Origin of the sequence: Cohnella sp. OV330, assembly GCF_900112065.1 — a bacterium.
Taxonomy (GTDB): Bacteria; Bacillota; Bacilli; order Paenibacillales; family Paenibacillaceae; genus Cohnella.
On record NZ_FOKE01000011.1, the window covers coordinates 89,630 to 114,212 of the forward strand.

Genomic DNA, 24,583 nt, shown 5'->3' on the forward strand with positions numbered 1-24,583 from the left:
GGTGAATCACGTGGCGATTGTCATCAATATCGATGTCATGCTGGCGAAGCGGAAAATGAGCGTGACCGAGCTATCGGAGCGGGTCGGGATCACGATGGCGAACCTCTCCATCCTCAAAAACGGGAAGGCGAAGGCGATCCGCGTCTCGACGCTGGAGGCGATCTGCAAGGCGTTGAAGTGTCAGCCCGGCGACCTTCTCGAATACAAGGACGAAGCGGAGGACGGGCGATGATTCTTCTAAGCCTGAGGAGAGCGGCCGATTCGGCGGGCATTCCCCGCGCGCTGCGGCAGCTCGTGCGATTCGGTTGGGTGCAGTCCATGTCCTGCGTATTTCCCGTCGTCATCTTCGTCTCCCTGGCCGTGACCCAGCGTCTCCCCCTGCCGTGGCTGCCCCGCTATGACTGGCTGCTGGTCATTTGCCTGGCCATGCAGGCATGGATGCTGCTTGCCGGACTCGAGACGCGCGACGAGCTGAAGGTGATCACGGTCTTCCATCTGATCGGCCTGGCGCTGGAGCTGTATAAGGTGCATATGGGGTCCTGGTCGTACCCGGAGGAGGGCTGGGCGAAGGTTGGCGGCGTTCCGCTCTACAGCGGATTCATGTACGCCAGCGTGGCCAGCTATCTCTGCCAAGCGTGGCGGCGCATGAAAGTCGAGCTAACAGGCTGGCCGCCGCTCCGGCTGGCCGTCCCGCTGGCCGCTTCCATTTACCTGAACTTTTTTACGCACCATTATTGGATAGATCTTCGCTGGTGGCTGTCGGCCCTCGTGCTGATCGTATTCCGGCGAGCCTGGGTGACCTACCAGGTCGGACGCCGCCGCTACCGGATGCCGATCGTCCTCTCCTTCGCGCTGATCGGCTTCTTTATCTGGGTCGCCGAGAATGTCGCCACCTTCTTCAACGCCTGGCAATATCCGAATCAATCCGGCGCTTGGCACCTCGTCTCGCTCGGCAAGATAAGCTCCTGGCTGCTGCTCGTCATCATCAGCTTTCTCATCGTCGCCTCGTTGAAGCAGTACAAGAATCGGCGGCTTCCCGAAGTCCCCGATTCCCGCGATTCCTCTTCCTGATTTATGCGCTAATCGACGTTGCCGCTAGCAGGATTCAACACGCTTTGTGTCGAATTTTGGCTATAGGCGAAGGAAGTTAGCTTAAATTGGAAAGGTTGGAACGATCATGCCACGTTCACCTCGCGTTTTGATCGGCATCTTGTCTATAACGTCTGTCGTTCTTCTCCTGGCGTATGCATACCTAGCCTCGTTCCCTGGCCACGATACCATGTATGACCTGCCTCGTTTCCACTTTTATGTCATCTCCCCGACGCTTCTGGCATTGGCCATCAGCGCGGTCATCCTGGGCTGGACGGGGATTCGGCTGCGGGATATGAGCGTCCTCATGCTGGCGCTGGCCATCTTCTCGCTGAACGGTTTTTTTCTGATCCATGCGCTGTCGACGCCAGGATTCATCGTGAATGACCAATACCATCTGGCCGGCGTCGCCTCGCAAATCGCGTTGACGACCTGCGCGGCCTGGATCTTTCTCTCCACCCTATCCTCGGATCACCCCTTTATTCGCCTCTTATCCAGGCATCGGAAGCGCATCGTCGTCGGTTGGGTGACGCTGATCGTTCTGTTGAATATCGCGGCGCTGGTGAACCCCGACCTTTCCGATTTCATTCCGATCGATATCGAGCCGCTGAATTACCTCATGGCGGCGCTTACCGTCCTCCTTTTTATTTTCGCAGCCATCCGGTATTACCAGCAGTTCCGCATCGTCCAATTTCCTTTGCATGCGGCCATCGTATTCGGCTCCGTGCTGCTCGCGATCACCGAATGCTTCATGATCAGCACCATGATGTGGACCTTGGCCTGGTGGCTGTACCATGTCGTCCTCGCAGCTTCGGCCTTGCTGCTTTTATACGGCATTATCGCCCAGTATCGGTCGAACGTCGCGGTGACGCAGACCGTTCAACAGGGCGATCGGCAGTCTTCCCAAGGCCAGCTGCGCATCAGCATCTCCGGCAGCATGCAGGATTTGATCGTCGCCACGGAAACGAAGGATGCATATACCGCGGGCCACAACTACCGCGTCGCCATGTACGGCGTGCAGCTGGCCCAGGCCATGAAGCTCGATCCCGAGCTGCTGCTGGCGCTCGCCCGCGGCGGACTCATTCACGACGTCGGGAAAATCCGGACCCCGGGCGAGATTCTGAACAAGCCAGGCAAACTGGACGCGAACGAGCGGCTCGTCATCGAGCAGCACCCGGTGGTCGGCTACGAGATGTGCAAATATATCGGCTTCATGACCGAGGAGCTGTCCGTCATCCGGCACCATCACGAAAAGTGGGACGGGACGGGGTATCCCGACAAGCTGAAAGGCACGGAAATCTCGCTGCCCGCGCGAATCCTTGCCATTGCGGACGTGTACGACGCGTTGACTTCGCGAAGATCTTATCGCGAGCCATGGCCGCAGGAACGCGCGCTGCAGGTCATCGTCGAGGGCAGCGGCACGCACTTCGATCCCGATTGCGTCTCGGCCTTCGTCAAGCTTTGCGAGAGCGGCGAATTGTTTGTTCCTGAGGGAAGTGTTACGAAGCATGGATGACTTTAAGAGCGTGTACTGCAAAGGATGCTGGCAGCAGATGAAGATGCCCATCTTTATTCGCAGTCCGATTTCCTTGCCGTTTCGTCTCATGGGGATCAAGCCCAGCCGCATGCACCCGAATCTGTGCACGGTATGCGAGCTCATGTTTACGAAGGTGAAGAAGAAAAAGCAGATCGAGATCGAAGCTACGGTCATGTTCGCCGACTTGAGAGGGTATACCCGTCTATCTGAACATGCCGACCCGGCGGGCATCGCGCGGCTGCTGGACAAATTCTACGACGAGTGCGCGCCGGCGATCTGGAAGCGGGACGGCATCGTGAACAAAATGATCGGCGATTCGGTGCTGTCCATCTTCAACTTCCCGATGGAGCGGCAGGATCATGTCCATCAGGCGGTCATGGCCGCCGTCGAGATTCAAAGGAAGTGCAAAGACATGCAGTCCGAGCTGGCTGGCTTGCCCGGCGTAGCCGGTCCCGTCAAGATCGGGATCGGCATCCACACGGGCACGGCCTCGATCGGCGAGTTCGGCACCGCCTACAAGGACTTTACGATCATCGGATCCGTCGTCAACAAGGCTTCCCGCATTCAAGGCGCAGCGGGGAACGGGGAGATCCTCATATCCGACGACGCCTACCGGAGCGTCCAGGACGCGTATCCGCGCTTGGAGTCCCGCTCTTACGACTTGAAAGGCATCGACCAGCCCGTGGTCGCCTACTCGGTACCGTCGTAAAGTCGGGCTCGGCGATGACCGCCTTAAAGTCAGGGGGGAATAAATTGAACCACGCCATAGAAGCCCTTTTGCATGACGTATGGGAGGAAATTGCCGCCATATACGCGAGAGAGCGCCCGAGGATCGACGGCATCAAGAACTTCAGCGCCTTGCAGGCGGGGATCAAAGATTATATTCGAGTGGCTTGGAGAAAACGGGCCGAGCGCGCGGAATACGGGACCCTCTATATCGATGTCGAAAGGCCGTTCTCCTGGAGCGACAGCTCCTACAAGATCGAAGCGGGGCCTTACATGGCGGAACTGACCGGCGAGCTGCTGGCCGAAGCGTTCTTCCCCGCGCTGTGCGAGCGCGTCGATCGATTGTTCCGCTCGGACGAACTCGGGCCCCGTTTCTTCGATTACCGGATGGAAGTGGCGTTCGAATTCGAACAAGACCGCGACGAAGCGAGGCTGAAGCGCCTTCTGGTCAACCAACCGAAGCTCGACGCGCTTCGAACGTCCCTGGAACGTTTTATTGAAACGAAAATTATGCCCGATCCGCCCGTGCTGCCCAAACCAAGCGACTTGTTCTTCTTCGCTTATCACCTCGTCAATCCCGATCTGACGGCGCAGCGGGCGTCCGCGATCGACCCTTTGATCCGGCGTCTGTCCGATAAGCTGCAGCCCCATCCGCAGCGCCTGCGAGAATGGATCGGTCAGTATGCTTCGGCTTTTAAGGCCTGGGCGCAGGATGATTTTCTGCCGCGGCACTTTATCGGCTCCGACGATTACGGGCACGATTGGCGGCTGAAAGAGGCGTCGGATCGCCAAGCCGCAGAGGATGACGAGATGGACTTCTTCCTTTATGCCGCGCTAAAGATCGGCGCGATCGAGCCGGACACCCGGCAGCGCTATCTGGTTCTGGCGGAACGGCTGGGCGCCAAGCAAGCTACGCAGTATCTTAAAGCCGGAAGCGGCAAATTCGCGAGCGCATACGACGGGGAGCTGGCCGCCTGCAGCTGCAACGACATCTCGCAGACGATCGAGATCCGTATCCGCTCCGAAGAAGAGAAAGCTTACGGGGAGGCGTTGGACTACATCATCGGCCTCCTGCGGCAGGGATTTCCGAAGGGCTACCAGTTGAAATTAAATTCGGTTCAAAAGCATTTTCTCCCGCTGCCGACGCTGGCAAAGTCCAAGCTGCATCAGTTTTTCGCCAATGCGCTCGTCTACCCGGCTCTCTTCCCCAAGCTGGCGGAATATGCAGAAGCGGCCATGGAGGAATTCGCATGGTATGGGGACGTGGAGCCGAGCGAGAAGTCGGTCATGCCGGGCACCTACGCCGTATTCGGACTGGGCTTATACAGCGAAGCCTACTTCCCGCTGGTCTGCCGCTACATGGAGCTGGTGGACACGGAGCATCAGATGGCGCAGGACGGCTATGCAAAAGCATTTATCGATGCGCATGGCGTCAAACCCGAGCATATGCCGGCGATCGTGTCTATTTTGCTGGGCGGCAATGAGGAAGCGACGCCGGTCAAAAATATGAGCATCGACAGTTCCGAGCTGGCCGAAGCGCTTCTGCAAGCGTTGAAGAGCAAAAAGAAGCATGAACGCGAGCTGGCGCTGTGCCGCATCTTCGGTAGCGCGGACAAGTTGGCCAAGGCGGCCCGGCAAGCGCCGCCTCCCCTGAAGGAAGGGCTCGCGCAACTGTCGGCGCTTATCGGATAAGTCTGCGTAAACGAACAACGGCGCTTCGGGCGCACGCTTTGCGCGTGTCCGTCCGAAGCGCCGTTTTTTATTTGTCGCGATTCGCTATCGCTCCCTTGACCGTCCGCAGATCTCCGACGATGCGATAAGAACCTCGCAGCGGCACATAACCCAGGCTTTGATTCACTCTGAGGATGGGGCCGTTCAAAGAATCGTTGTCCGTCTTCAAGTAGGCTGCGCCCTGCCGCTTGGCCAGTTGAACGGCCCGGATCTTGAGCGCTTGCGCAATCTTGCGTCCCCGGTATTCCCGGCAGACGCCGGTATATTCGTGATACACGCCGCCGGTCGCTTTCTTGTACGGAATATTCGATACCGCGACGTACCGCCCGTCCTTGGCGTCCACGGCCAGCAGTACCCGCTCCGGCGCGTAACCCTCGACCCGCAAGTGCCACTTCGACCACTCTTCCCGATCGGGCGCCTCGCCCATGAATCCCGGTATGTCGGCGAGCGTCTCCAGATAGACCCGATAGATTTTTGCTTCGTTTTCTTCCGTCTCGCCTTCTTCCGCGAAGGTTCGGATTCGAGTGCCTTCCGCTTCGAGCCGTTCGAACAACTTGGTTTCATTTAATATTCGATCGTTCGCCGTCTCCAGTTCAAGCATGGATTGGAACGCATGACGGTCCACGGAGAAGCCTCTATGCTCGGCGAACAGCCGCGCTGCAGGATCGTCGTCCCAGATCTCGGCTACGAGCTTGGTTGCCCCCAGTCCTTCGCCCCACTGCACGAGGTGCTGCAGAAGCTGCCCCCCGATGCCTTGTCCGCGATATTCTTTTTTCACGACGACGGTATTATTGAGATAGCCCGGTTCGGTCCAAGGCGCCCGCCACGACCAGACATAGCCGACGATCAGCTTGTCATCGGCGACGACGACATAACGCGTGCGGTCATAGGCGGCCAGCATCCCGTTGTCATCCATGTACGTATGGCCGACCTCGAAGAGGCGCGCATCGTCCTCCCGCAGACGCTCTACGGATATCGGTTCCGAAAAAAAGGTATTCAACAAAGCCGCCAGTCCCTCGTAATCTTCTGGTACCTTCAAAGGACGCAGCTCGTAACGCTCTGCCATGCGCTCTCCGCCTTTTTATCCATTGTTCTCTTCGCTAACGAGGGACGTAAATATCGATTTGGTTATCCTCGTTTTCCAGCGTATGAATGTCGCTCCAATATTCGATATCGATCGGCCTTACGCCGTAAGTTTGATTGATAAAGTCATAGGTATCGCCAATCTGCGATTCCGCGCCCTTATGCACGACTTTGATGAAACGCCCGGCGGGCAGCGTGTAGCTGACCATGTCCGCGGGGATTTGAGCGAACGCTCCGACTTCGTAGGCGAAGATGTGCCGGTACGGTACATCGGGCGTCCATTGGCCGTCTTGCGGATAAATCTGAATGAGATACATGCCAGAACCTGCTCTGTTCGCTACTTCGGATTGGCGGCGTTCTAATTCCTTCCGCAATTTCCCGCCGACCTTCGTCTCCATCATCTTGTTCAGGCTCTCCACGATGGAGAACCCTACCAAGCGAACCTCTTTTCTGTCCAGAACGTCGACCAGGTATGAACTCACGATAACGCCTCCCGATTTGGAAAATTCATACATTAATGATAACCGAATGTATGAACCTGCGTAAAGACCTATCCTATTTTACCTTTTCAATGGAGATGCTCAGTTTATAATTGCCGAACTTCAGCACGTCCTCCAGCAGCTTGTTGAGCGCCGCGACCGTGCTTATTCGTACGCGGAGCCAGTAGCAGCCTTCGCCGCCTACGCGATGCACCTCCGTCACGGCTTCGGTCGACCTGACAAATTCCAGGAAGGCTTGATGCGTATGATTGGCGTTCATGAATACGATGAGGAAAGCATGCACATGCAGGCCGATGAGCTCGGGGTTCCAACGAAGCGTATAGCCTTCGATCACGCCGAGGTCCTGCAGCTTGCGCACGCGCGCGCCGACCGCCTGTCCGGTCAGATGGACCGTCTCCCCGATCTCCTTGTTGGAGAGGAGCGCGTTATTCAACAACGCATTTAGGATGCGCAGATCGATATCGTCGATCGCTTGGTTAACCACTGGCGGGCCACACCTTTCAGCGTGAAAGTAAATCCTTCCGAATGCGTTCATCCGGCTATATATGAAGCCTGGGCGATAATGATATCATCATAACAGATGAATCTCCGAGGAGGTATTCCGATGAAAATTCAACTCATTCGCCATGCGAGCCTATGGTTGGCATATGCGGGGTCCAACTTCCTGGTCGACCCGATGTTCGGCGACCGGGCGACTATGCCGCCCATCGCCAATTCCGGCGATGATCGGCCCAATCCGCTCGTCCCGCTGCCTGGCCCATTGGGCGCGTGGCTCGAGCCGGATGCCGTTCTTGTGACGCACTTGCATCCCGACCACTGGGATGCGGCGGCCATTCAGGCGCTGCCGAAGACAGCTCAGATCTTTTGCCAGCATGGGGATGGAGAGGCGATCGCGTCATCGGGCTTCGCCCGAACGACGGAAATCCAAGACGAGACGAGCTTCCGGGGCATACGTATCCATCGTACGGACGGACGGCACGGGACAGGCGAGATCGGCGAAAAAATGGGGGCGGTGTCCGGCTTCGTGCTCCAGGCGGAAGGGGAGCCCACGCTATATATCGCCGGCGACACGATCTGGTGCGACAAGGTGAAAGAGGCGCTCGATCTTTATAAGCCCGATATGACCATCGTTAATGCAGGCGGGGCGAGGTTCCTTGTAGGCGACGCCATCACGATGGACGAAGACGACGTGAGCAAGGTAATCGCGTATGCGCCCTATACCCGGGTCGCGGCCGTTCATATGGATGCCATCAACCACTGCCATGTCACGCGCGACAGGCTGCGGACCCGTCTCGCCGGAAACCGGTTGCTGGAGAAAGCGATCATTCCGGAGGACGGTGATTGGTTATGAGCCAGCGTGAAGAGAATAAGGAGCGCATCGTGTTGTCGACGGACCGGACGCTGATCGACTTGGACTTCGCGTACCGCTACCTGCACGACAACATGTATTGGGCGAAAAAGCTGACGTTCGACGTTTTCCAAAGGGCCGTGGCCCATTCCGCGATCGTGGTCGGCGCGCACGATTCGTCGAAGGACGGACAGCTGGCCGGATTCGCCCGAGTCATCTCCGATCGGGCGACTTTCGCTTATTTGTCCGACGTCTTCGTGGTGGCCGAGTATCGCGGCCAGGGACTGTCCAAACGCATGATGGAGCTGATCGTCCATCATCCCGAGCTTCAGGGACTAAGGCGTTTCGCGCTCGTGACGGAGGACGCCCAAGGACTCTATGCCAAGTTCGGCTTTGAACCGCTGCGGGACGGGGCGAATTGGATGCAAATCTATAACGGATAACATAAAAAACTCTCCGGACACGGAGAGTTTTCTATGTCGTTGCTTGCTTGCCTTACTGGTTGATCTGACCGCCATCCACCGTGTAGATCGATTGCGTCACGTACGAAGCGTCGTCGGACAGCAGGAAGACCGCCACGCTCGCCACTTCCTCCGCTTCCCCGTATCGGCCTAGCGGCACCGCCGCGCCGAACGCTTTTCTTGCGCCCTCGGCATCCTCGGGCACCGTATTTTTCTCGATCTGGCGCATCATTCGGGTGTTGATGACGCCAGGGGCCACTGCGTTCACTCTGACGCCATGCGGAGCGGCTTCTAGGGCAACCACTTTGGTCATGCCCATCACCGCATGCTTGGAGCTGTTGTAGCCGACGAAGCCTGGGGAACCGATCAAGCCCGCGCCCGAGGACGTATTGACGATGCTGCCGTAGCCTTGCTTCTTCATAACGGGGACGACGTATTTCAGCCCCAGGAACGCGCCCTTCACGTTAACGTTGAACACCAGCTCGAAGGTTTCGGTCGGATAATCTTCAACGTTGGCGGTAATGCCTTCGATCCCGGCGTTATTGAAGAAGCCGTCGATCTTGCCGAACTTCGCGACCGTGGCGTCGACATACGCCTTGACCTCTTCTTCCTTCGCCACGTTGGCTTGCAGCGCGATCGCGCGCGACTCGTCGAGTCCCAATTCGGAGATGACTTGGCTCACGGCCTCCAGGTTCAAATCGACTAAGGCGAGCTTCGCGCCTTGGTCCGCCAGCTTCTTCGCGGTCGCTCTGCCGATTCCGCCTGCCGCGCCAGTAATGAGGATGACTTTATCGTTAAATTTACTCATGATGAGCACTCTCCTTATTGAGCTGTATAGCCGCCGTCGACGGTCAAGCTGTTGCCGGTCATGAACGACGAATCGTCGCACGCCATGAACAGGACGGCTTTCGCCATTTCCTCCGCTTGGCCGAGCCGCTTCATCGGCGTGAGTCCGGCTAACGCTTGCTTGCTTTCTTCCGGAATAATCGGGGTGTCGATGAAACCTGGGCATAATGCGTTAATGCGAATGTTTTGTTCGGCATATTCGAGCGCGAGCGAGCGCGTCAAATTGATGACGCCGCCCTTGGCCGCATTGTAGGCAGCCGAACCGGGCGAACCGACCCATCCGTACATCGATGCCGTGTTGACGATCGTGCCTCCGCCGGCCTTCAACATCTCGCGGATCGCTTCGCGCGCGACCAGGAAGACGCCGTCCAGGTCGACGTTCACGGTGTTGCGCCATTCCGAGTATGCGAGGTCGTGCGAGGAATGAACGCGCCCGATGCCGGCATTGTTGAAGACGACATCGACCTTGCCGAAAGCTTCGATCGTTTGTTTGAAAATATGAGCGACTTCTTCTTCATTTGTGATATTGGCTTTAACGAACAACGCCTCGGCGTTAAGCGACTTGAGCTCGCTTTCGAACGCCTTGCCTTTTTCTTCGTTCAAATCGACGAGGACCACCTTGGCTCCCTCGGAAACGAACAATTTTGCCGTAGCCGCGCCGATTCCGGACGCTCCCCCGGTAATGACGGCTACCTTGTTTTGCAGTTTGCCCATCGCTGACGCCTCCAGTAAAATATGTCGTAATAGTCTCAGGCAAAGGGCCAAATGTGACTATCTTGTTCACAATTTAATTGTACTATTCTGTCCGCAGGTAACAATCATCAACAAATCCCGGAGTGTCTATCCCGTAGACATATTGCGCGTAAATGTCTTTTTTGAAGGAGGCCCATTGTTGAATATCGACAAAGCCGCGACGTCTCCAAGGCGGGATCGGACGAACGAGCATTTAAAATCGGCCCTGACGAAGCTCATCAAAGAAAAGGGCTTCCATGCCGTAACCGTCAAAGACATCGTCGACTATGCCGCCTATAACCGTAGTACGTTTTACGCGCACTATCAGGACAAATTCGAGCTGGCCGAGCATTTGCTGGTCTCCATGCTTCATGGACTGGAGGCCGCCGTAGGCCAGCCCTACGTTCCCGGACAAAAAGTGTATACGGAGAAGCTGAACGCACCGTCCTTTAACATCGTTGCCTACATTTACGAGCACCGGGATTTTTTCGAGCTGATTAAATACGGCGATACGCTGCCTGGATTGCTCACGGAATTCCCGCAGACGATCCTGAAGATCTACCAGGAGCAGTTTGTTTTCGAGACGATCAACAACATCCCCGTCAACATGGATTACTTTAAACGCTATACCGCCTACGGCTTCTACGGCCTCATGCTCAATTGGATCCGGCACGAATTCAAGGAGTCGAAGGAGGCGTTCATTCAGGAGGTCATCGACCTCACCAAGACGCATATGTATTCGTTCAAGTATGTGGGCAAGTAAAAAAGGCACCTCATCGGGTGCCCTTGTCGTTGGCGGATGCCTGCCGCTCCACCAGATAAAACATATAATCGGTCGGTACGCCCGCATGCCCTTGCTGCCTCAGCATCGCGGTCACGTTGCCCCGGTGATACGTCCCGTGATTGACCACATGCCCCAGGATCTCGGAGAAATGCGTATCGAGCCGGCCGTATAGCGGATGCTCGATCGTCATCGCCTTGTCCGGGTCGGGCGTACGCCGCAGCAAATCGCGGAACTCGCCGGAGACGTCGGCGAACAGCCGCCGCATCTCTTCTACGGATCTGCCCTGCGCCTCCTCCGTCCAGCCCTGAAGCTTCGGGAAAATGTCGTCGTTCGGCACTTCCGCGAGCACGGACATAAAGAGCCGTTCGAACAAGTACATATGCCCGAGCGTATGCGAGACGGACGGGAACACGCTCGTCACCTCCGCATGGAATACCTCCTTCGGAAGCTGCGCCAGATGGTCGAACAGCCGCTCGTTCGCCCAAACGTGATACGCGTACAGTTGATGGGATTGTTGTAGCATGGCTCATTCCCCTTTCTTCCTTCGTCGCTGCTGCTGCAGCAGTCTTAAACTTATCTTACACCCGATCGGCTGACAAACGTTGTCAGCGAAGTTTAGCGGTTCCTCTCCGCCGCAGCGATTCGCGCCGTCTCTTGACAATCGATTTTGCGAAGCCTATTATAGAATGAACATTCGATCTAAAGTGCTTCGTAGATTAGATCGAACGTTCTATCGATAAAGGTGGAGGGATTCCGATGACAACAAAAACAGTCTTTATCACAGGCACGAGCTCCGGGCTTGGCAAGCTGACCGCCATTCGTTTTGCGCAAATGGGCTGGAACGTCGCCGCCACCATGCGGACGCCCGAGAAGGAAACCGAGCTTACGGCCTACGACAACATCCAGCTTTTCAAATTGGACGTCACCGACGTCGAGCAGGTCCGATCGGCCGTGAAACAAGCGATCGCCGCATTCGGACGAATCGACGTCGTCGTGAACAATGCCGGCATGGGCACCTACGGTCCGCTGGAATTGGCTCGGGAGAGCGACATCGATTGGCAATTCGCCGTCAATACGCGAGGACCGATCAACGTCATTCGCAAATTCCTGCCTCACTTCCGAGCGAACAAAGGCGGCATGTTTATCAATATCAGTTCCTTCATGGGGATCACGACGGCCGTGCCGCTCGGCTCGCTCTACAACATGTCCAAGTTCGCTTTGGAAGGATTGACGGAGGGTCTTTATTACGAATTGAAGCCGTTCAATATCGAACTCAGGCTGATCGAGCAAGGCGGCTCCGCGGGCAACAAGTTTAAAGAGAGTATCGTTTGGAATCGCGACGAGCATGTTAGAGACTACGACGACATGATCGGGCAACTGGAGAAGGTCATGAACGCGGCCGGCGATAGCGGCCAGTTGGACGATCCTCAGACGATCGTGGATGCCATCGTCGCTCAAGCGACAGGCGAGAGCAAGAAATTCCGTACCGTCGTCGGCGCGGCGGGCAACGGGCTGATGGCGCTTCGGAATGCGCTGCCGATCGAAGAATATCTGGAGAAAATGGCTGCAGGCTATAGGTAATGTTTACTTGGACCCCATTCTCCGATGCTGCAATCGAACGGGTTGCGCGTACATCGTCCCCTATATTGACTGATGAAAGCATTACGTTTATTCTGATTAGAATGAACGTTCGTTTGGTATCGGGAATGGGGGATTTCCAATGTTCGAGACGTACAACAAGGTGCAGCGCGCCGTCCTCGAGACGACGCTGGACATCATCATCCGCAAAGAATTGCAGGCCACCTCGATGGCGCTTATCGCGAAGGAGTCTCGCGTATCGACGGGCAATATTTATCATTATTTTCAGAGCAAAGAGGATATCGTCAACGAGCTGTACAAAGCGATCGTCACCTTCAACGGCGAGTATGTCCGCGCAGGCCTGTCGCAAGGGGGGACGATTCGCGAAAAGTTTGAATTAGGCTGGCAGCGGGTCGTCGACCTGGGCAAGCAGTATCCGCAAGGCTTTCAATTCATCGAGCAGTATTCCTTCTCGCCCTATATTTACGACGACGTAAAAAAAGAAGTCTACGTTGGCGGCTGGTGCGGACCCATGAACCAATTGTACGAGGAAGCGATTCAGCAAAAGCTGTTCATCGCGCTGGATCCGGGCATGATGGTGCAGATGCATTACGGGTCGTTCGTGTACATCCTGAAAGCGCATCTGCAAGGGGTCATCGAATTGACACCCGAGCACGTGAACGAGGTCATCCAAACTTGCTGGAAAGGCGTGCAGCTCGCGGATACACCCGTGATGGGCTGACGGACGGGACCTACGCTTCAGTCGGCGTCGTTTTCGTAATGCGCGGCGATCCGCGATGCCAGCTCTCGAACCCTGCGCCTCAGCTCTATCGGCTCCTTGATGCGGATGTCCGTCCCGAACGTCAACAGATACATCGGCAGATGCTTGTTCATCGTCGGCAAATCGAGCAAAAAACGGGCATCCCGGTCGGTCCGGTCGGTCAAGTAGTGGCGCAGATGCCAGTGGCCGCAAACCGCGTTCAGCGCGTCGGGACCGCCCTCGATGCGGATGACCGCCAGCGGTCCGTCCGCATCCCGCGCTTGCTCGGACTGGTCGCGGAAGTAGCCGGAAGCGGAAAAGCGCTCCGGCTTTTCGAATCGCGCGTCGGTCGGCTCCAGCTTCTCGATGCGGTCTACGCGGAACGTCCGCGTCTCCTGCGACCGGCGGCAATACGCGACGGCGTACCATTCGCCCCGGTCGTAAGCCAGCCCGTACGGATCGACCTCCCGTTCGTCGACGTGCTCCGCATTCGCCTTGCGATAGGCGATTCGGACCGTACGCCCGGCCTCCGCCGCCTGCTCCAAATCCCTCAATGACACGACGACCGAAGGCGGCCGCGCCGGAGCGATCACGTCCAAGCCGCCTGTTCGGCTCGACAGCTCATGGAGCTGATCCTCCTGCAGCCCGATCTCCACCTTCTTCAGCGCGCTCTCCAGCTCCTCCGCGTACGGATAGCCGGCGCCCTGCGCGAATTTATACGCATCCACTAGCGCCTTCAGCTCCAGGGCATTGAAGAACAAAGGCGTCTCCTTGAAGCTGTCCAAAATGCGGATGCCGCCGTCATGGCCCGACTCCGCCACGACCGGAACGCCGCTAGCGCCTAATGCGTCGATATACCGGTACACGGTGCGAATGCTGATCTCCAACTGATCCGCGATCTGCGCGGCGGTGAGCTTCCTGCCGTCCCGCAGCATCCAGAGCATGGACAGCATGTTATCCCATTTTGCCACGGGGGAGCATCCTCTTTCCTCGGTTAGCGATTATTGCTTCCTAACGTTCCTTCCATTTTATCACGGCCCTTCTGCAAAAAGCCCCCGCTGCCCGGACACTTTTCAGTGCCCCGACTGCGAGGGTCCATTTATTTACCGCCGATTATTGCGACAGCGCCCGGCGTATAACCGCGGCTGCCTCCGCTCGCGTTCCGTGCATGCCCGGCTTAACCGAGCCGTCCGCATAGCCGTTGATCAACCCACGGGCCGTTGCCGTTGCCAGCGCCGCACGCGCCCAGACGGAGATGTCTGCGTTGTCCGTGAAACTGACGCCGCTGTCCGTCTCCTCTGCCAGCTTGGCGGCACGAACGACGATCAATGCCATCTGCTCGCGGGTAATCAGGTCGTCCGGACTGAATCTGCCGTCGCTGTATCCGTCCACGATACCTGCCCCAACCGCAGTCGCGATGGCATCCTTCGCCCAGTGGCTGTCCGTATCGTCAAAGGATACGCCTGCTTGCGCATCCAGCTTGAACGCCTTGACGACGGCCGTCACGAATTCGGCTCTCGTCATATTCGCATTCGGTCTAAACGTGTTGTCCGGATAGCCGTTGATCGCGCCCAGCTTCACGAGCGCCCGTACGTTTGCTTCGGACCAATGACCCTTCAGGTCGGTCAAGCTTGCTTCGTCCGTCGATGGCTCTTCTTCCTGCACCCGATCCGATGCGAGAACGGCGAACGTCGTTAACTTCGTGACCGTACCGGATACAGTTCCGTTCTGCTCATTGATGCTCGGGTTATCCAGCTGCACCCATGTATGCGTACTCGCATCGAGCCCATAGACGGCCACCGTAGACTTGACGGGATCTACCTTCGACTTGTCGAAAGGAAGCGTGATAACGACAGGCTTGGCGAAGTCGCCGGCTGAGTCCTTCTTCACTTCGTAGACATTACCCACAAGCTGCAAGCGGCTGTCTTGAGGCAGAACCGAAATGTCGCCGACCAGTTCTACCATAATTCGAATGTCGGCGGCGGAAGCCCCGGCCGGAACGTTGATATGAACGCCCTTCAGCGTCGCGGTACCGCCGCTGGCTGCCTGGATAGTGACGGAGTCGACCGCTGCTCCGCTGCCGCTCCCCACCGGGCTGCCAGGATCCGAGGTGATCGGGGTATAAGCGGCAAATTGCGTAAAGTGTTTGGTCCAGATGACCAGATCGCGGCCAACCGTCAATGCGGCCTCCCCGCCGGCTGCAATCTCTCGATCCGCTGCCTCTTGGGTATCCGCAGAAATCGTGTCCGCGATCGCTTTAAACAAGCCGCCTTGCACGAAACCCACCGATTTGCCGCCTTGGCCCGGAATCAGCAGCCGAACGGCACGGTCGAACGATAACGTTACATCGTCGGAACCAACCTTGATGACGGCGTTCACGCCGGCACTCGGTATGGATACGCTGTCCGTGCGCTGCACCTCAGGCAGCTTGATCGTGCCATCCCAGCCGGACGGAGCCGTGATCTTCGTGCCTTCCGGAATCGTAACGCTCACGTTGCCCAATGAAGTCGCCGCCTGCACTTCAACTAACGGAAGCGTCGCTTCTTTGCTGTCGCCTACCTTGATCGGCGTAACCGATACATGAGCGTTCGTTACGCCCAGGGGCACTGTGACGGTCACCGCTTTGTCCGGCGTAACCGGAATCGGCGTATCGGATTCCGCTTCGATCGCTGCGGCTCTTACGATCGTCAGGCTATACGTACGGACCGTCTTGCCGTCTTGCGCCAATACCTCGATCTGAATCAAGTTGCCGCCCGCCTTCAGATTCAGACTGCCCGACTCGCTCCCGCTTGTTACAACGGTTCCGTTTACCTTGATCGTCGCATGGCTCTCGGCTGCCCTCGGCGTCACTTTCACGCTGCTCAAGCCATTGGCCACGCTAGCCTGGTAAGCGAAGACTTCGGGCTCGAACGACAAGGACACGCCGGTTATCGTTAACCGCTCGAGCAGCGCATTGTCGCTTGCCGATCCCGAATTCGCAATCCACTTCGCAAATAAATAGGTATTCTCGGTGACCTTGTCCGTGCCGAAGTTCCACGGGGTCGTGTAGCCTTCTCCGTCATACCAGCCCCCAAAGAGGTAGCCTTCCCTCGTCGGCGCCTCCGGCTCGCTGATCAAGGATCCCTTTGTTACGCCGGTTATTTTGGGCACCGCGCTGCCTCCCGACGTGAGGAAGAAGACCGTGTACGTCGCCGGGACCGGCGCCCACTTCGCATAGATCGTGGTGTCCGCCGTCACCCTGTCCGTCCTGAAGATCCAATAAGTCACGTAGGTCGGTTCCTTGTACCAGCCGGCAAACAAAAACCCGTCCTTCGTCGGCGGTACCGGCTCGCTGATCGTCGATCCCGAGAAGAGCTCGGTCTCGCTAGGAATCTCGCTGCCTCCCTGCGTGTCGAAGGTGATTGTATACGTCGCCGGAATCTCCGTCCACTTCGCGTACAGCGTGGCGTTCGCCGTCACCGTATCCGTGTCGAAGCTCCACGGCGTTGCGTAGGTCTCTTCCTTGTACCAACCCGCAAAGTTGTAGCCGCTCTTCGTCGGAGCTTCGGGCTCGCCGATCGTCGTCTCCTCGTCGACGTCCGTAAGACTCTCTACCGCGCTGCCTCCTTGCGAATCAAAGGCAATCGTGTACGTCGTCCCGGAAGCGGCACGCGTCACTGTCAATGTAAAGTCGGCTTTGGTCGTCCCGTTCTCCGCCGTCACGACCATCGGAATCGTATTAAGCCCCACCTTCAGAGCAATCTCCTGCGACTCGCTGCCGCTCGCGACAGCGACGCCATTGACGGTAACCGTAGCGTTAGGATGCGCTGTCTTCGGCCTAACCTTGATGCTTCTCACGTCGTTCGGGACATTCGCGGCGTATTCCCAGCCTGTTCTCACCGGCACCGTGCCATCCGACAGCGTCAGCTCCTGCATCCTGTTGTCATCGCTGAGCGTGCCCGTATAACCGAATGCATATGTTTTCGTCGTTCCGTTAATAGCCGTTACCGTTATCGTAATTTCGTGATAACCCGGTTCTATATTTACTTCTGTCTTGCTGCCGCTTTCCACCACGACCCTGTTTACCGTGATGATCTTGCGTTCGTCGAATACGATCGGATTTACCTTGATTGTCTTATCCCCATTGCTTTCGTAATGATAGCTGGTTGTGCCGGAATTAAAAATAAGGGTTCCTAGGCTGCCATCCGGTCTATAAATAAAGAAGTTGTCCAAATTGTTGTCGTCGTTCGCCGTCCAATACGCATGCAGCGCAATGTCCGAAGTCACCGTATTGGAATTGAAATCCCACGCATCGAATATATTCGAAGGATTCAAGTACCAGTGCGAGAAGCTGTACCCGCTTCTAGTCGGCTCTGCCGGGGCATTGATCTTGTTTCCCTGGATAGCGTCCGGGATGCTCGCAACCGGGCTGCCTCCCTCGGAGTTGAAGGTGACCGTATACGTTTTCGTCCACTGCGCAGATAACGTGATGTCCCTCATTACTCGATCCGCGGCAAAGTTCCAAGGGGCGACGTAACCCTCATCGTTGTACCACACCCAGCCCGCAAATTTGTAGCCGCTTTTGGCGGGCGCTTCCGGCGCGCTGATCGGCGAACCCCATGTGACGCCAGTCAAGCTGGAAACCGCACTGCCGCCATTCGTATCAAAGGTGACGGTATGCATCGTTATCTCGGCTCGCGTTACCGTTAAGGTGTAGGTGATGTTACTCTTATCCTCGGCTGTCACCTGGATCTGGATCTCGTTTGGACCCACGCCTAGTTCGATCGCGGCCGACGGACTGCCGCTATCCACGGCTGTGCCGTTGACCGTTACAGTCGCAAGACCGGAACGCGCCGTCGGCGTAACCGTAATGCGATTGACGCTGTAATGCACGTCGGCCGAATACATCGAAAGGTCGGACGGGTCCTGCACGGGTACCGCACCGTCGGAAAGCGTCAAACTCCGCAGTGTAGCGACTGTATCGATGACTCGCGGTATTTTCAAGTTGTACAGCTTGGTCGTCGTCCCGTCCGCAGCGGTCACTTTTATCGTAAATTCATTATCGCCCACTGCCAAATCGATCTTGATCCAGCCCTCGTCGTTCACCTCGACGCCGTCCACTTCCGCCTTCGCTCTGGGGTCGGACAAGTTCGGCGTGAGCTTAACCTGGGCCAGGCCAGCCAAGTTGCCTGCGAGATAGTGGGTGTCATCCATTTTTTCAACAGAGATCGGCTTTCCAACATCATCATATAATATGACGTTCACTATACCCGTGTCGCTGTCGTCTGCCGCGAGGGCGGAGGCCGCCCAGGATGGCAGAATTCCAGATAGAAGGAACAGAACCGTTAATAGAGAAATGCTGCGCCTGATTTTCATCTTTTCTCTCCTTTTTATGCTGATCCGGGCTTCATGCTAAAACTATAAAACATTGGGCAAACGAAATAACCTACCCGCCGGGTAGGTCCAGTCCCATAAATCGGGTAGGCACCTCCCCTGTATGCGCTGCAAAGCACAAAAAAACAGTACCGGGGGTACTGTTTCATTGGAGCCTGCTCAATCCCGTTGCCGATGCCGCTTGACGCGTTCAATGGCCTGCGTGCGATTGTTCACTTCTAGTTTTCGATAAACGTTCTTCATATGGAACTTGACCGTATCCAGCGCGATATTCAGCCGAGCGGCGATCTCCTTATAAAGAAAACCTTCCGCCAGCAAATCTAGCACCTTCTCTTCCTGCTCGGTCAGCGCCTCGTTCGCCAGGAACGGCTTGGACGCGTCGCTGCCGCTTCCTGCAGCTTCAAGAAGCAACTGGACATATTTTAAGGGCAACGACGACTGTACCGCCGCTTGCTGTTCTATCAGAAGCTCGCTCAACATCTCGATCATGATCGGTCCTTCGTCGAGATAGCTGCGAATATAGCCTGCCGGTTCCGAGATCCGCAAGGCGATCCCCAGAGGAGCGAACGCTTCATGGGGGCGAGCGGATTGCCGAAGCACCATGCTCTGCACGATCTTCAGCTTGATCCGGCCTCGCAGTCGCCACTCCTTTTCCGCCAGACGTTCCAACTGCCCGAGCAGCAGCTGCGCGTCTTCGATCCGGTCGTTCGCCGCGAGTACTCTCGCCATGATCAGATACTCCTCGAGGTAGCGGGTTGTCACCTCGTCCAGATACGACATCCCGCTTTGCGCCAGCCGCTCGTAAGCTTGTTGAGGCTGCCCTTGGCTTAGGAGCAGCCGGGCTTGCTCCGATCTGATTCGTTTCCAGATGACCTTCCGATCGGGCGAATCGATGCTGAAGCCGAGATCGTCAAGCGCTTCGATCGCCGCCTGGCCGCTTCTCCCCTGCGCACGTTGAACCCAGGACGATATCAGGCCAATCTGAATCCAGATCCATACATTGGTCCGCAGATCCTCCCGACTCACAGCCTGTCCGACATACAACTCAGCTTCATCAAGCCGATTCCATTCGTACAGAAGCAAGCAATAAGTGATATAGAAGTATCCGACGAAGGGGAAATTCTTTTTCTTCTCCCAAGTCTTTATCCACTTGAGCTGAAATCGCTCCGACTCGCGCAGATCACGGGTCAGCGATAGCATATCCATGAATCCTTCATGCCCCAGGTACCGTTTGCTCGAAGACATTTGGAAGCTGCTGCTCTCCGGCAAATATTGCTCCACCAGCTCGAAGTATGCCGAAGATAGCGTCAAGTTCTGCTGAAGGTACGCGAGTATCCCGGATAAGTAATAGAGATTGCCCATCAATTGCTGCCAATCGGACTCGGGGAGGAACGCCTTCATGGCCTCGAACCGCTTCTCCGCTTGCTCGGCCCTATGCAGCCCCTGATCCCATTCCCCATCCATCAGCGACTTGGAGATGTAGTATAGCTGGAACGCCGGCTTGTGCGCATAGCTGCTCTCCGGCAGAGAAGCGATCCATCTCAGGAGCACATTCCCCTTCAACGGCATGAAGTCCAGCATGATTCGGTCGATGAGCCGTACGGCATCGTCTGCCTGCTGCGCCTTGATGTAGTGCTCCACCGCCTCTTCGTAGAGCGCTTGCGTCTCATACCAAACCGCAGCCCGGCGATGCGACTGTCTCCACATCTCCGTATGCTCTCTCGCGCATAGCTGCTGCAAAAAGTCGGACAACAGATGATGGTACCGAAACCACTGGCGCTGATCGTCCAGCGGAACAATAAACAAATTGAGCTGCTCCAACTGTTCCAATTGGTCCTGACTGTCGGCCTTCTCCGTTACCGCTAGGCACATTTCCCAGTTCATGCGGCGAAGAACGGAGGTCGCCAGCAGAAATTCCCGCAAGGAAGCCGCTAAATGCCCGAATACCTCTTCCATCAAATAATCCGAGATGTGACGTTGGCGGCCGTTGAACTGGCTGATGGTGTCGGCGATGTTGCCGCTTCGCTTCAGCGAGATGGCCGCAAGCTGCAGTCCGCTCACCCAGCCTTCCGTCTGGCGGAACAGCTCGGCCACTTGCTTCTCCGACAAAGACAGGTCCGTCGTCTCCCGAAAAAAAACGACGCCCTCTTCTAGCTCGAATCGCATATCCTCGACCCGGATGACATTGACCTCCCCCTTGGCCAACAGCCGGGCGGTGGGGAAGGGCAATTCGGTTCGGCTTGCGATATAGAGATGGACATGCGGAGGCAGATAGGCCAGCAAATATCGAACCGCTTCGTTGACTGGCGCACTCTCAATGACGTGGTAGTCATCCAGAATAAGAACAAAATCGCCTTCAATCGTGTTTAGCTCATTCAACAACGCAGACACGGCGGTATCAATCGATGCCGCTGACTCCGGTTCGATCAGAAATCCGATCGATTCGCCGAAGCGCGGGAATCTCTCCCTGATGGAAGCCAAGACGCCGCCCCAGAACGCGCTCCAATCGTTGTCGTACTTGTCCAGCGAGATCCAAGCAGCCGGGCGGCCGCACTGGCGTGCCCATTCGCTCAGCGCAGTCGTCTTGCCGTAGCCGGCCTGGGCGGACACCAATGTCAGTTTTGTCTCCATGCCTTCCTCCAGCTTGCGCGCCAACCGCGGTCGGGAAACCAATGATTTTCGCACAGGCGGAATAAGAAGGTTGGTATTTCTAATCATCATCGAGGCCTCCGCATGGTGAATTAACCGATTACTGTATATATCGATCTTTTTCTGCGTACACGACAGCGGATCCCTCCCCGTTATGAATCTTGAGCCGTTAACTGCCTCCGACCGGCGTCCCAGCGCCAACTTGGATCGCCTTGCAGATGCAGGCCGCCATACCATTCGTCCAGTCCCTTTAATTGCCCGTCTTTTATGCCAGCCGCGACAGCCCACCCCGTCTCCGTCAACGATACGACGTTTTCGGGACCTCCAGGCATTGCACTAGGGCTTCGTATATCCAATAAAGCATGGGGCTGTTCCGCCATCCTCCTGAGCCGATACCAGAATTCCAGATCGCCCATCCCTAACAAAATTAATCGGTCTCCCACTTCCTTAAACAGCTCGAGCGGCGTATCCGTCCCATCCCGGACAAGCGCCAAGACAGTCTGCTCTACGATGCCGAGCCCGTTGAACGCGGAGGGCAGGCGGGATAAATGCATTTCAAGCGCTGCGTGGGCGAAGGGTAGCGCCGACGTGTCTTCTTGTAAAATTCCAACATGCTGTCCGATATCCGACGAAGCGTACGCCTCCCAGATCCTCCTGCCCGTCTCGAGCTCCCGCTCTCCGATCCTGCTCCATGTGCCTGCCAAGGTCTCCAGTTGCTCCACGGTCAGCTGTCCCAAGCCATGGAACCGTTCAATGCCAGGATACGCCCCGATGCACAGCAGATTCAGAACCGTATCTCCAAGCTCTTGCTGCGAAAACCAATGCAGCAAATAACCGAGCATCAGCTGATCGAACAAATCGTGCTCGAACCAAAGCACGATCTCGTCGTACTGGCGGAAGTTCTGCAGGATCTGCTCCTGAGATGCGCAGGCTGCCGCATATTCGTCTGCCGGAATGCCCATGGTCCTCTCCAGATAGGCCGCTCTGGCCGTTCTGGCTTGCGGCGCGTCCATTTTTACAAACGTCGGACCTACGGGATACACTTCTCTCCAGACCAGGACATCTCCGCGGATATTCCCTTTCCGCAGCTTGTCGCCGACGCTGTCGCCGTTTACGATGTGGAGCATCGCGATTCCTCCTCTATGTGCCAGCTCCTTCCATTTTACCGTAAATCCGCTTTGCCAGGGACGCTTTCCTTATTTCTTGCCCTGCGTCAGCATGAACGCCGGGATGACCGCCAGCACGGTGAAGCCGAAGGACCACCAGAAGGCCGACTGATAAGCGTGGGCGGCCGCGTTCATGCCGGAAACCGCCGCGCTTCTGAGCTGGCGATCGATGACGGTCGCTAGAATCGCCGAGCCGAAGGCGCCCCCGATCGTCTGGAAGATCCGCGTCGAGATGCTGGCGTGCGGAATCTGCTGCTTGCTCAGTCCAGCGTAGGCGGACACCATGATCGGGATGAAGATGCCGTTCAATGCCGCTCCGCGTACGAACTGCGCGATACCGAGCAGGACATGATTCGTATCCGCTCCGGAGTGCGCGAACGGGATCGTGCCGATCGCCGTCGCCGCCAGGCTGAGCAGCACGATATTGCGCGAGCCCATTCGGTCCGCCAGCCCGCCGATCCAGCTCCGCGTCGCCAGCATGCCGAGCCCTTGCGGAATGAGCAGCAGCCCCGTTTCCAGCACGCCCTCGCCGCGTACTTGCTGATAATACAGCGGCAGCAGCAGCATCGCCCCGTTCATCACCATCCCCGTCAGGAACAGCGTCACGTTCGAAGCGAGAAAATGACGGGACCGGAACAGCCGAAGATCGAGGAGCGGCGATTGTCTCCTGCGCAGCGCGTAGACGACGTAAGCCGCCGTCAGGACGATCCCTCCAGCCAGCGGAAGCGAAACCTTCAAATTGCTCAAACCGCCCTGCATACTGGCCTCGGATATGCCGTAGATAAGGCCGGCAAAGGCTGGGGACAATAGCATGAGCCCGATGACATCGAGCTTCGGCTTGTCGCGCGCCGGCTCGTCGATCGGAATATGGCGCCAGCTCAGCCAGATCGCGACGAGCATAATCGGGATGTTCACGTAAAAGATCCAGCGCCAATCGAGGTTTTGGATGAGCAAACCGCCGATGACGGGACCGAGGATCGGGCCGATCAACGCCGGAATGCTGATGATCGCGATGAGCCTGCCGAGATTGCGGCCGCCTGCGGATTGTACGAGCACGTTTTGCATCGTCGGAATGAGCAGCCCCGCGCCGACGCCCTGCAGCAGCCGGAAGCCGATCAGGCTGCCGGTATTCCATGCCAGCGAACACAAGACGGATGAGACCAGGAAAATGAAGAGCGAGAATAAATACACCTTTTTCCCGCCGAAGCGCTGGATCGCCCATCCAGAGATCGGCACCGCCAACCCCATCGTGAGCAAAGACGAGGATCAGCGCGATCCTCAATACGCCGGCGTCTATTTTTTCTTTGGGCGGCTTGACCGTTCTCGCCTCTGCTTGCGCGCTTGCCATTTGACGTCACCTCTTGTTTTCATTTAGAGTACGGTACGTACCGTACCCTATATGAACAAGATATGCTTTTTCAGCGAGAAATGCAATATAATAATGAAAAGAACGCTTATTTTCACACCTATAAGATCGTTGAGAGGATCGAGCGATGGCTGAATCGAAAAAGGAGCAGGCTCCGAACAATGGCGCCGGGACGCGCCGGCGGGGCGACGTGCTTGAAAACGCGATTCTGCAGGCGGCCTGGGACGAGCTGGAGACGACCGGCTATAACCGCCTGACGATGGAAGCCGTGGCCGTGCGGGCCCAGACGAACAAGACGGCGGTCTACCGAAGATGGCCGAACAAAGCGCAGCTGATCATCGCCGCCCTTATTAAGTTCGCGCCGAAGCCTTCCCTGGAAGCTGCGGACATGGGCGATCTGCGGACGGACGTGGTGACCTTCCTGCAAGGGATCTTCAAGCCGCTGCAAGCGATCGGCCCCGAGACCATTCATGGCATCATGAGCGAATATCCCGGCAAGGAGCACCCGATGTCCAAGCCCCTGCCGCCAAGATCCGAGGACGCGCTCTTCGCCGCCATGAAGGCGATCGTCGGCAACGCGGAGAAGCGCGGCGAGCTGCAGCCGGATCGGCTGCCGGAGCGCGTCATCTCGCTCCCGATCGATCTGCTGCGGTACGAGATGCTGACCACCCACGGCTCGGTATCCGAAGATATTGTCGTTCAGATCGTGGACGAGCTGTTCCTGCCGCTGGTCCGGGCGAGCGTTCAAGGCGAATAAAAGAGACGAAGCCCGGCTGCATCGATTGCAGACGGGCTTTTTTGATCGAATGCATACAGCTTGCTCCCTCGGGGCTTGCAAATTAGCCCGAACTGCT

At 57.0% G+C, this 24,583-nt stretch carries 22 protein-coding genes; 11 read left to right on the forward strand and 11 right to left on the reverse strand.

The features are described from left to right. The first annotated feature begins 10 nt into the window (after positions 1 to 10). The 5 genes from BM235_RS23500 (at position 11) to BM235_RS23520 (ending at position 5,044) form a co-directional block, all read left to right on the forward strand. Entirely contained in the window at positions 11 to 232 is a 222-nt protein-coding gene (locus BM235_RS23500) for a helix-turn-helix domain-containing protein (protein ID WP_090116694.1), read from the forward strand. After that, the gene (locus BM235_RS23505; protein ID WP_090116695.1) at positions 229 to 1,071 is read left to right on the forward strand and encodes a DUF817 domain-containing protein; all 843 of its coding nucleotides are present in this window, start codon (positions 229 to 231) and stop codon (positions 1,069 to 1,071) included. Before BM235_RS23500 ends, BM235_RS23505 begins: the two co-directional genes overlap by 4 nt. 208 nt (positions 1,072 to 1,279) lie before the next feature. Further along, positions 1,280 to 2,605, forward strand: coding sequence for an HD-GYP domain-containing protein (locus BM235_RS23510; RefSeq protein ID WP_158544069.1), 1,326 nt, complete (start codon positions 1,280 to 1,282; stop codon positions 2,603 to 2,605). A 37-nt stretch (positions 2,606 to 2,642) separates the two neighbouring features. Beyond that, positions 2,643 to 3,335 carry an adenylate/guanylate cyclase domain-containing protein gene (locus BM235_RS23515; RefSeq protein WP_090116878.1) on the forward strand — a complete coding sequence of 231 codons (693 nt, stop codon included), beginning with the start codon at positions 2,643 to 2,645 and terminating at the stop codon, positions 3,333 to 3,335. A gap of 44 nt (positions 3,336 to 3,379) precedes the next feature. Continuing rightward, on the forward strand, positions 3,380 to 5,044 hold the full coding sequence (locus BM235_RS23520; protein ID WP_090116697.1) for a DUF6138 family protein: 1,665 nt from the start codon (positions 3,380 to 3,382) through the stop codon (positions 5,042 to 5,044). 67 nt (positions 5,045 to 5,111) lie between these two features. On the opposite strand, the gene BM235_RS23525 is transcribed toward BM235_RS23520, so the two are convergent. From BM235_RS23525 to BM235_RS23535, 3 genes are all read right to left on the reverse strand, one after another. Next, positions 5,112 to 6,149, reverse strand: coding sequence for a GNAT family N-acetyltransferase (locus BM235_RS23525; protein WP_090116698.1), 1,038 nt, complete (start codon positions 6,147 to 6,149; stop codon positions 5,112 to 5,114). A gap of 34 nt (positions 6,150 to 6,183) precedes the next feature. After that, positions 6,184 to 6,648: a GyrI-like domain-containing protein gene (locus BM235_RS23530; RefSeq protein WP_158544066.1), complete on the reverse strand. Its 465-nt coding sequence runs from the start codon at positions 6,646 to 6,648 to the stop codon at positions 6,184 to 6,186. 73 nt (positions 6,649 to 6,721) lie between these two features. Beyond that, on the reverse strand, positions 6,722 to 7,150 hold the full coding sequence (locus tag BM235_RS23535) for an Lrp/AsnC family transcriptional regulator (protein WP_255374553.1): 429 nt from the start codon (positions 7,148 to 7,150) through the stop codon (positions 6,722 to 6,724). Positions 7,151 to 7,270: 120 nt separating this feature from the next. On the opposite strand from BM235_RS23535, the gene BM235_RS23540 reads away from it, so the two are divergent. Together BM235_RS23540 and BM235_RS23545 are read left to right on the forward strand one after the other, a co-directional pair. Next, a complete protein-coding gene (locus BM235_RS23540) occupies positions 7,271 to 8,017 on the forward strand; it encodes an MBL fold metallo-hydrolase (RefSeq protein WP_090116701.1) in 747 nt (248 codons plus the stop codon). Next, positions 8,014 to 8,457 (forward strand): GNAT family N-acetyltransferase, encoded by a 444-nt coding sequence (locus BM235_RS23545; protein WP_090116702.1) that lies wholly within the window; start codon positions 8,014 to 8,016, stop codon positions 8,455 to 8,457. Before BM235_RS23540 ends, BM235_RS23545 begins: the two co-directional genes overlap by 4 nt. 52 nt (positions 8,458 to 8,509) lie before the next feature. Here BM235_RS23545 and BM235_RS23550 read toward each other — a convergent pair whose 3' ends face one another. Then, positions 8,510 to 9,283 (reverse strand): SDR family NAD(P)-dependent oxidoreductase, encoded by a 774-nt coding sequence (locus BM235_RS23550; protein ID WP_090116703.1) that lies wholly within the window; start codon positions 9,281 to 9,283, stop codon positions 8,510 to 8,512. A 14-nt stretch (positions 9,284 to 9,297) separates the two neighbouring features. Then, entirely contained in the window at positions 9,298 to 10,035 is a 738-nt protein-coding gene (locus BM235_RS23555) for an SDR family NAD(P)-dependent oxidoreductase (protein WP_090116704.1), read from the reverse strand. A 184-nt stretch (positions 10,036 to 10,219) separates the two neighbouring features. Here BM235_RS23555 and BM235_RS23560 point away from each other — a divergent pair, with 184 nt between their 5' ends. After that, complete coding sequence (locus BM235_RS23560) at positions 10,220 to 10,816, forward strand: TetR/AcrR family transcriptional regulator (RefSeq protein WP_369803545.1); 597 nt, start codon at positions 10,220 to 10,222, stop codon at positions 10,814 to 10,816. A 10-nt stretch (positions 10,817 to 10,826) separates the two neighbouring features. Here the strand turns inward: BM235_RS23560 and BM235_RS23565 are convergent, their stop codons facing one another. Further along, positions 10,827 to 11,360, reverse strand: a complete 534-nt coding sequence (locus BM235_RS23565) for a DinB family protein (protein ID WP_090116705.1) — start codon at positions 11,358 to 11,360, stop codon at positions 10,827 to 10,829. A gap of 233 nt (positions 11,361 to 11,593) precedes the next feature. Here BM235_RS23565 and BM235_RS23570 point away from each other — a divergent pair, with 233 nt between their 5' ends. Together BM235_RS23570 and BM235_RS23575 are read left to right on the forward strand one after the other, a co-directional pair. Continuing rightward, entirely contained in the window at positions 11,594 to 12,418 is an 825-nt protein-coding gene (locus tag BM235_RS23570) for an SDR family oxidoreductase (RefSeq protein WP_090116706.1), read from the forward strand. A 139-nt stretch (positions 12,419 to 12,557) separates the two neighbouring features. After that, positions 12,558 to 13,157: a TetR/AcrR family transcriptional regulator gene (locus tag BM235_RS23575; RefSeq protein WP_090116707.1), complete on the forward strand. Its 600-nt coding sequence runs from the start codon at positions 12,558 to 12,560 to the stop codon at positions 13,155 to 13,157. A gap of 17 nt (positions 13,158 to 13,174) precedes the next feature. On the opposite strand, the gene BM235_RS23580 is transcribed toward BM235_RS23575, so the two are convergent. From BM235_RS23580 to BM235_RS23600, 5 genes are all read right to left on the reverse strand, one after another. Further along, positions 13,175 to 14,146, reverse strand: coding sequence for a helix-turn-helix transcriptional regulator (locus BM235_RS23580; protein ID WP_090116708.1), 972 nt, complete (start codon positions 14,144 to 14,146; stop codon positions 13,175 to 13,177). A gap of 142 nt (positions 14,147 to 14,288) precedes the next feature. Beyond that, the gene (locus BM235_RS23585) at positions 14,289 to 18,368 is read right to left on the reverse strand and encodes an InlB B-repeat-containing protein (RefSeq protein WP_158544063.1); all 4,080 of its coding nucleotides are present in this window, start codon (positions 18,366 to 18,368) and stop codon (positions 14,289 to 14,291) included. Positions 18,369 to 18,707: 339 nt separating this feature from the next. Then, entirely contained in the window at positions 18,708 to 21,179 is a 2,472-nt protein-coding gene (locus tag BM235_RS23590; protein ID WP_158544060.1) for a winged helix-turn-helix domain-containing protein, read from the reverse strand. A gap of 170 nt (positions 21,180 to 21,349) precedes the next feature. Next, a complete protein-coding gene (locus BM235_RS23595; protein WP_090116711.1) occupies positions 21,350 to 22,324 on the reverse strand; it encodes a DUF1835 domain-containing protein in 975 nt (324 codons plus the stop codon). A gap of 69 nt (positions 22,325 to 22,393) precedes the next feature. Beyond that, positions 22,394 to 23,599 carry a DHA2 family efflux MFS transporter permease subunit gene (locus BM235_RS23600; protein ID WP_255374555.1) on the reverse strand — a complete coding sequence of 402 codons (1,206 nt, stop codon included), beginning with the start codon at positions 23,597 to 23,599 and terminating at the stop codon, positions 22,394 to 22,396. Positions 23,600 to 23,856: 257 nt separating this feature from the next. Between BM235_RS23600 and BM235_RS23605 the strand changes: the two genes are divergently transcribed. Beyond that, positions 23,857 to 24,486: a TetR/AcrR family transcriptional regulator gene (locus tag BM235_RS23605; protein ID WP_090116712.1), complete on the forward strand. Its 630-nt coding sequence runs from the start codon at positions 23,857 to 23,859 to the stop codon at positions 24,484 to 24,486. The last annotated feature ends 97 nt before the right edge of the window (positions 24,487 to 24,583 follow it).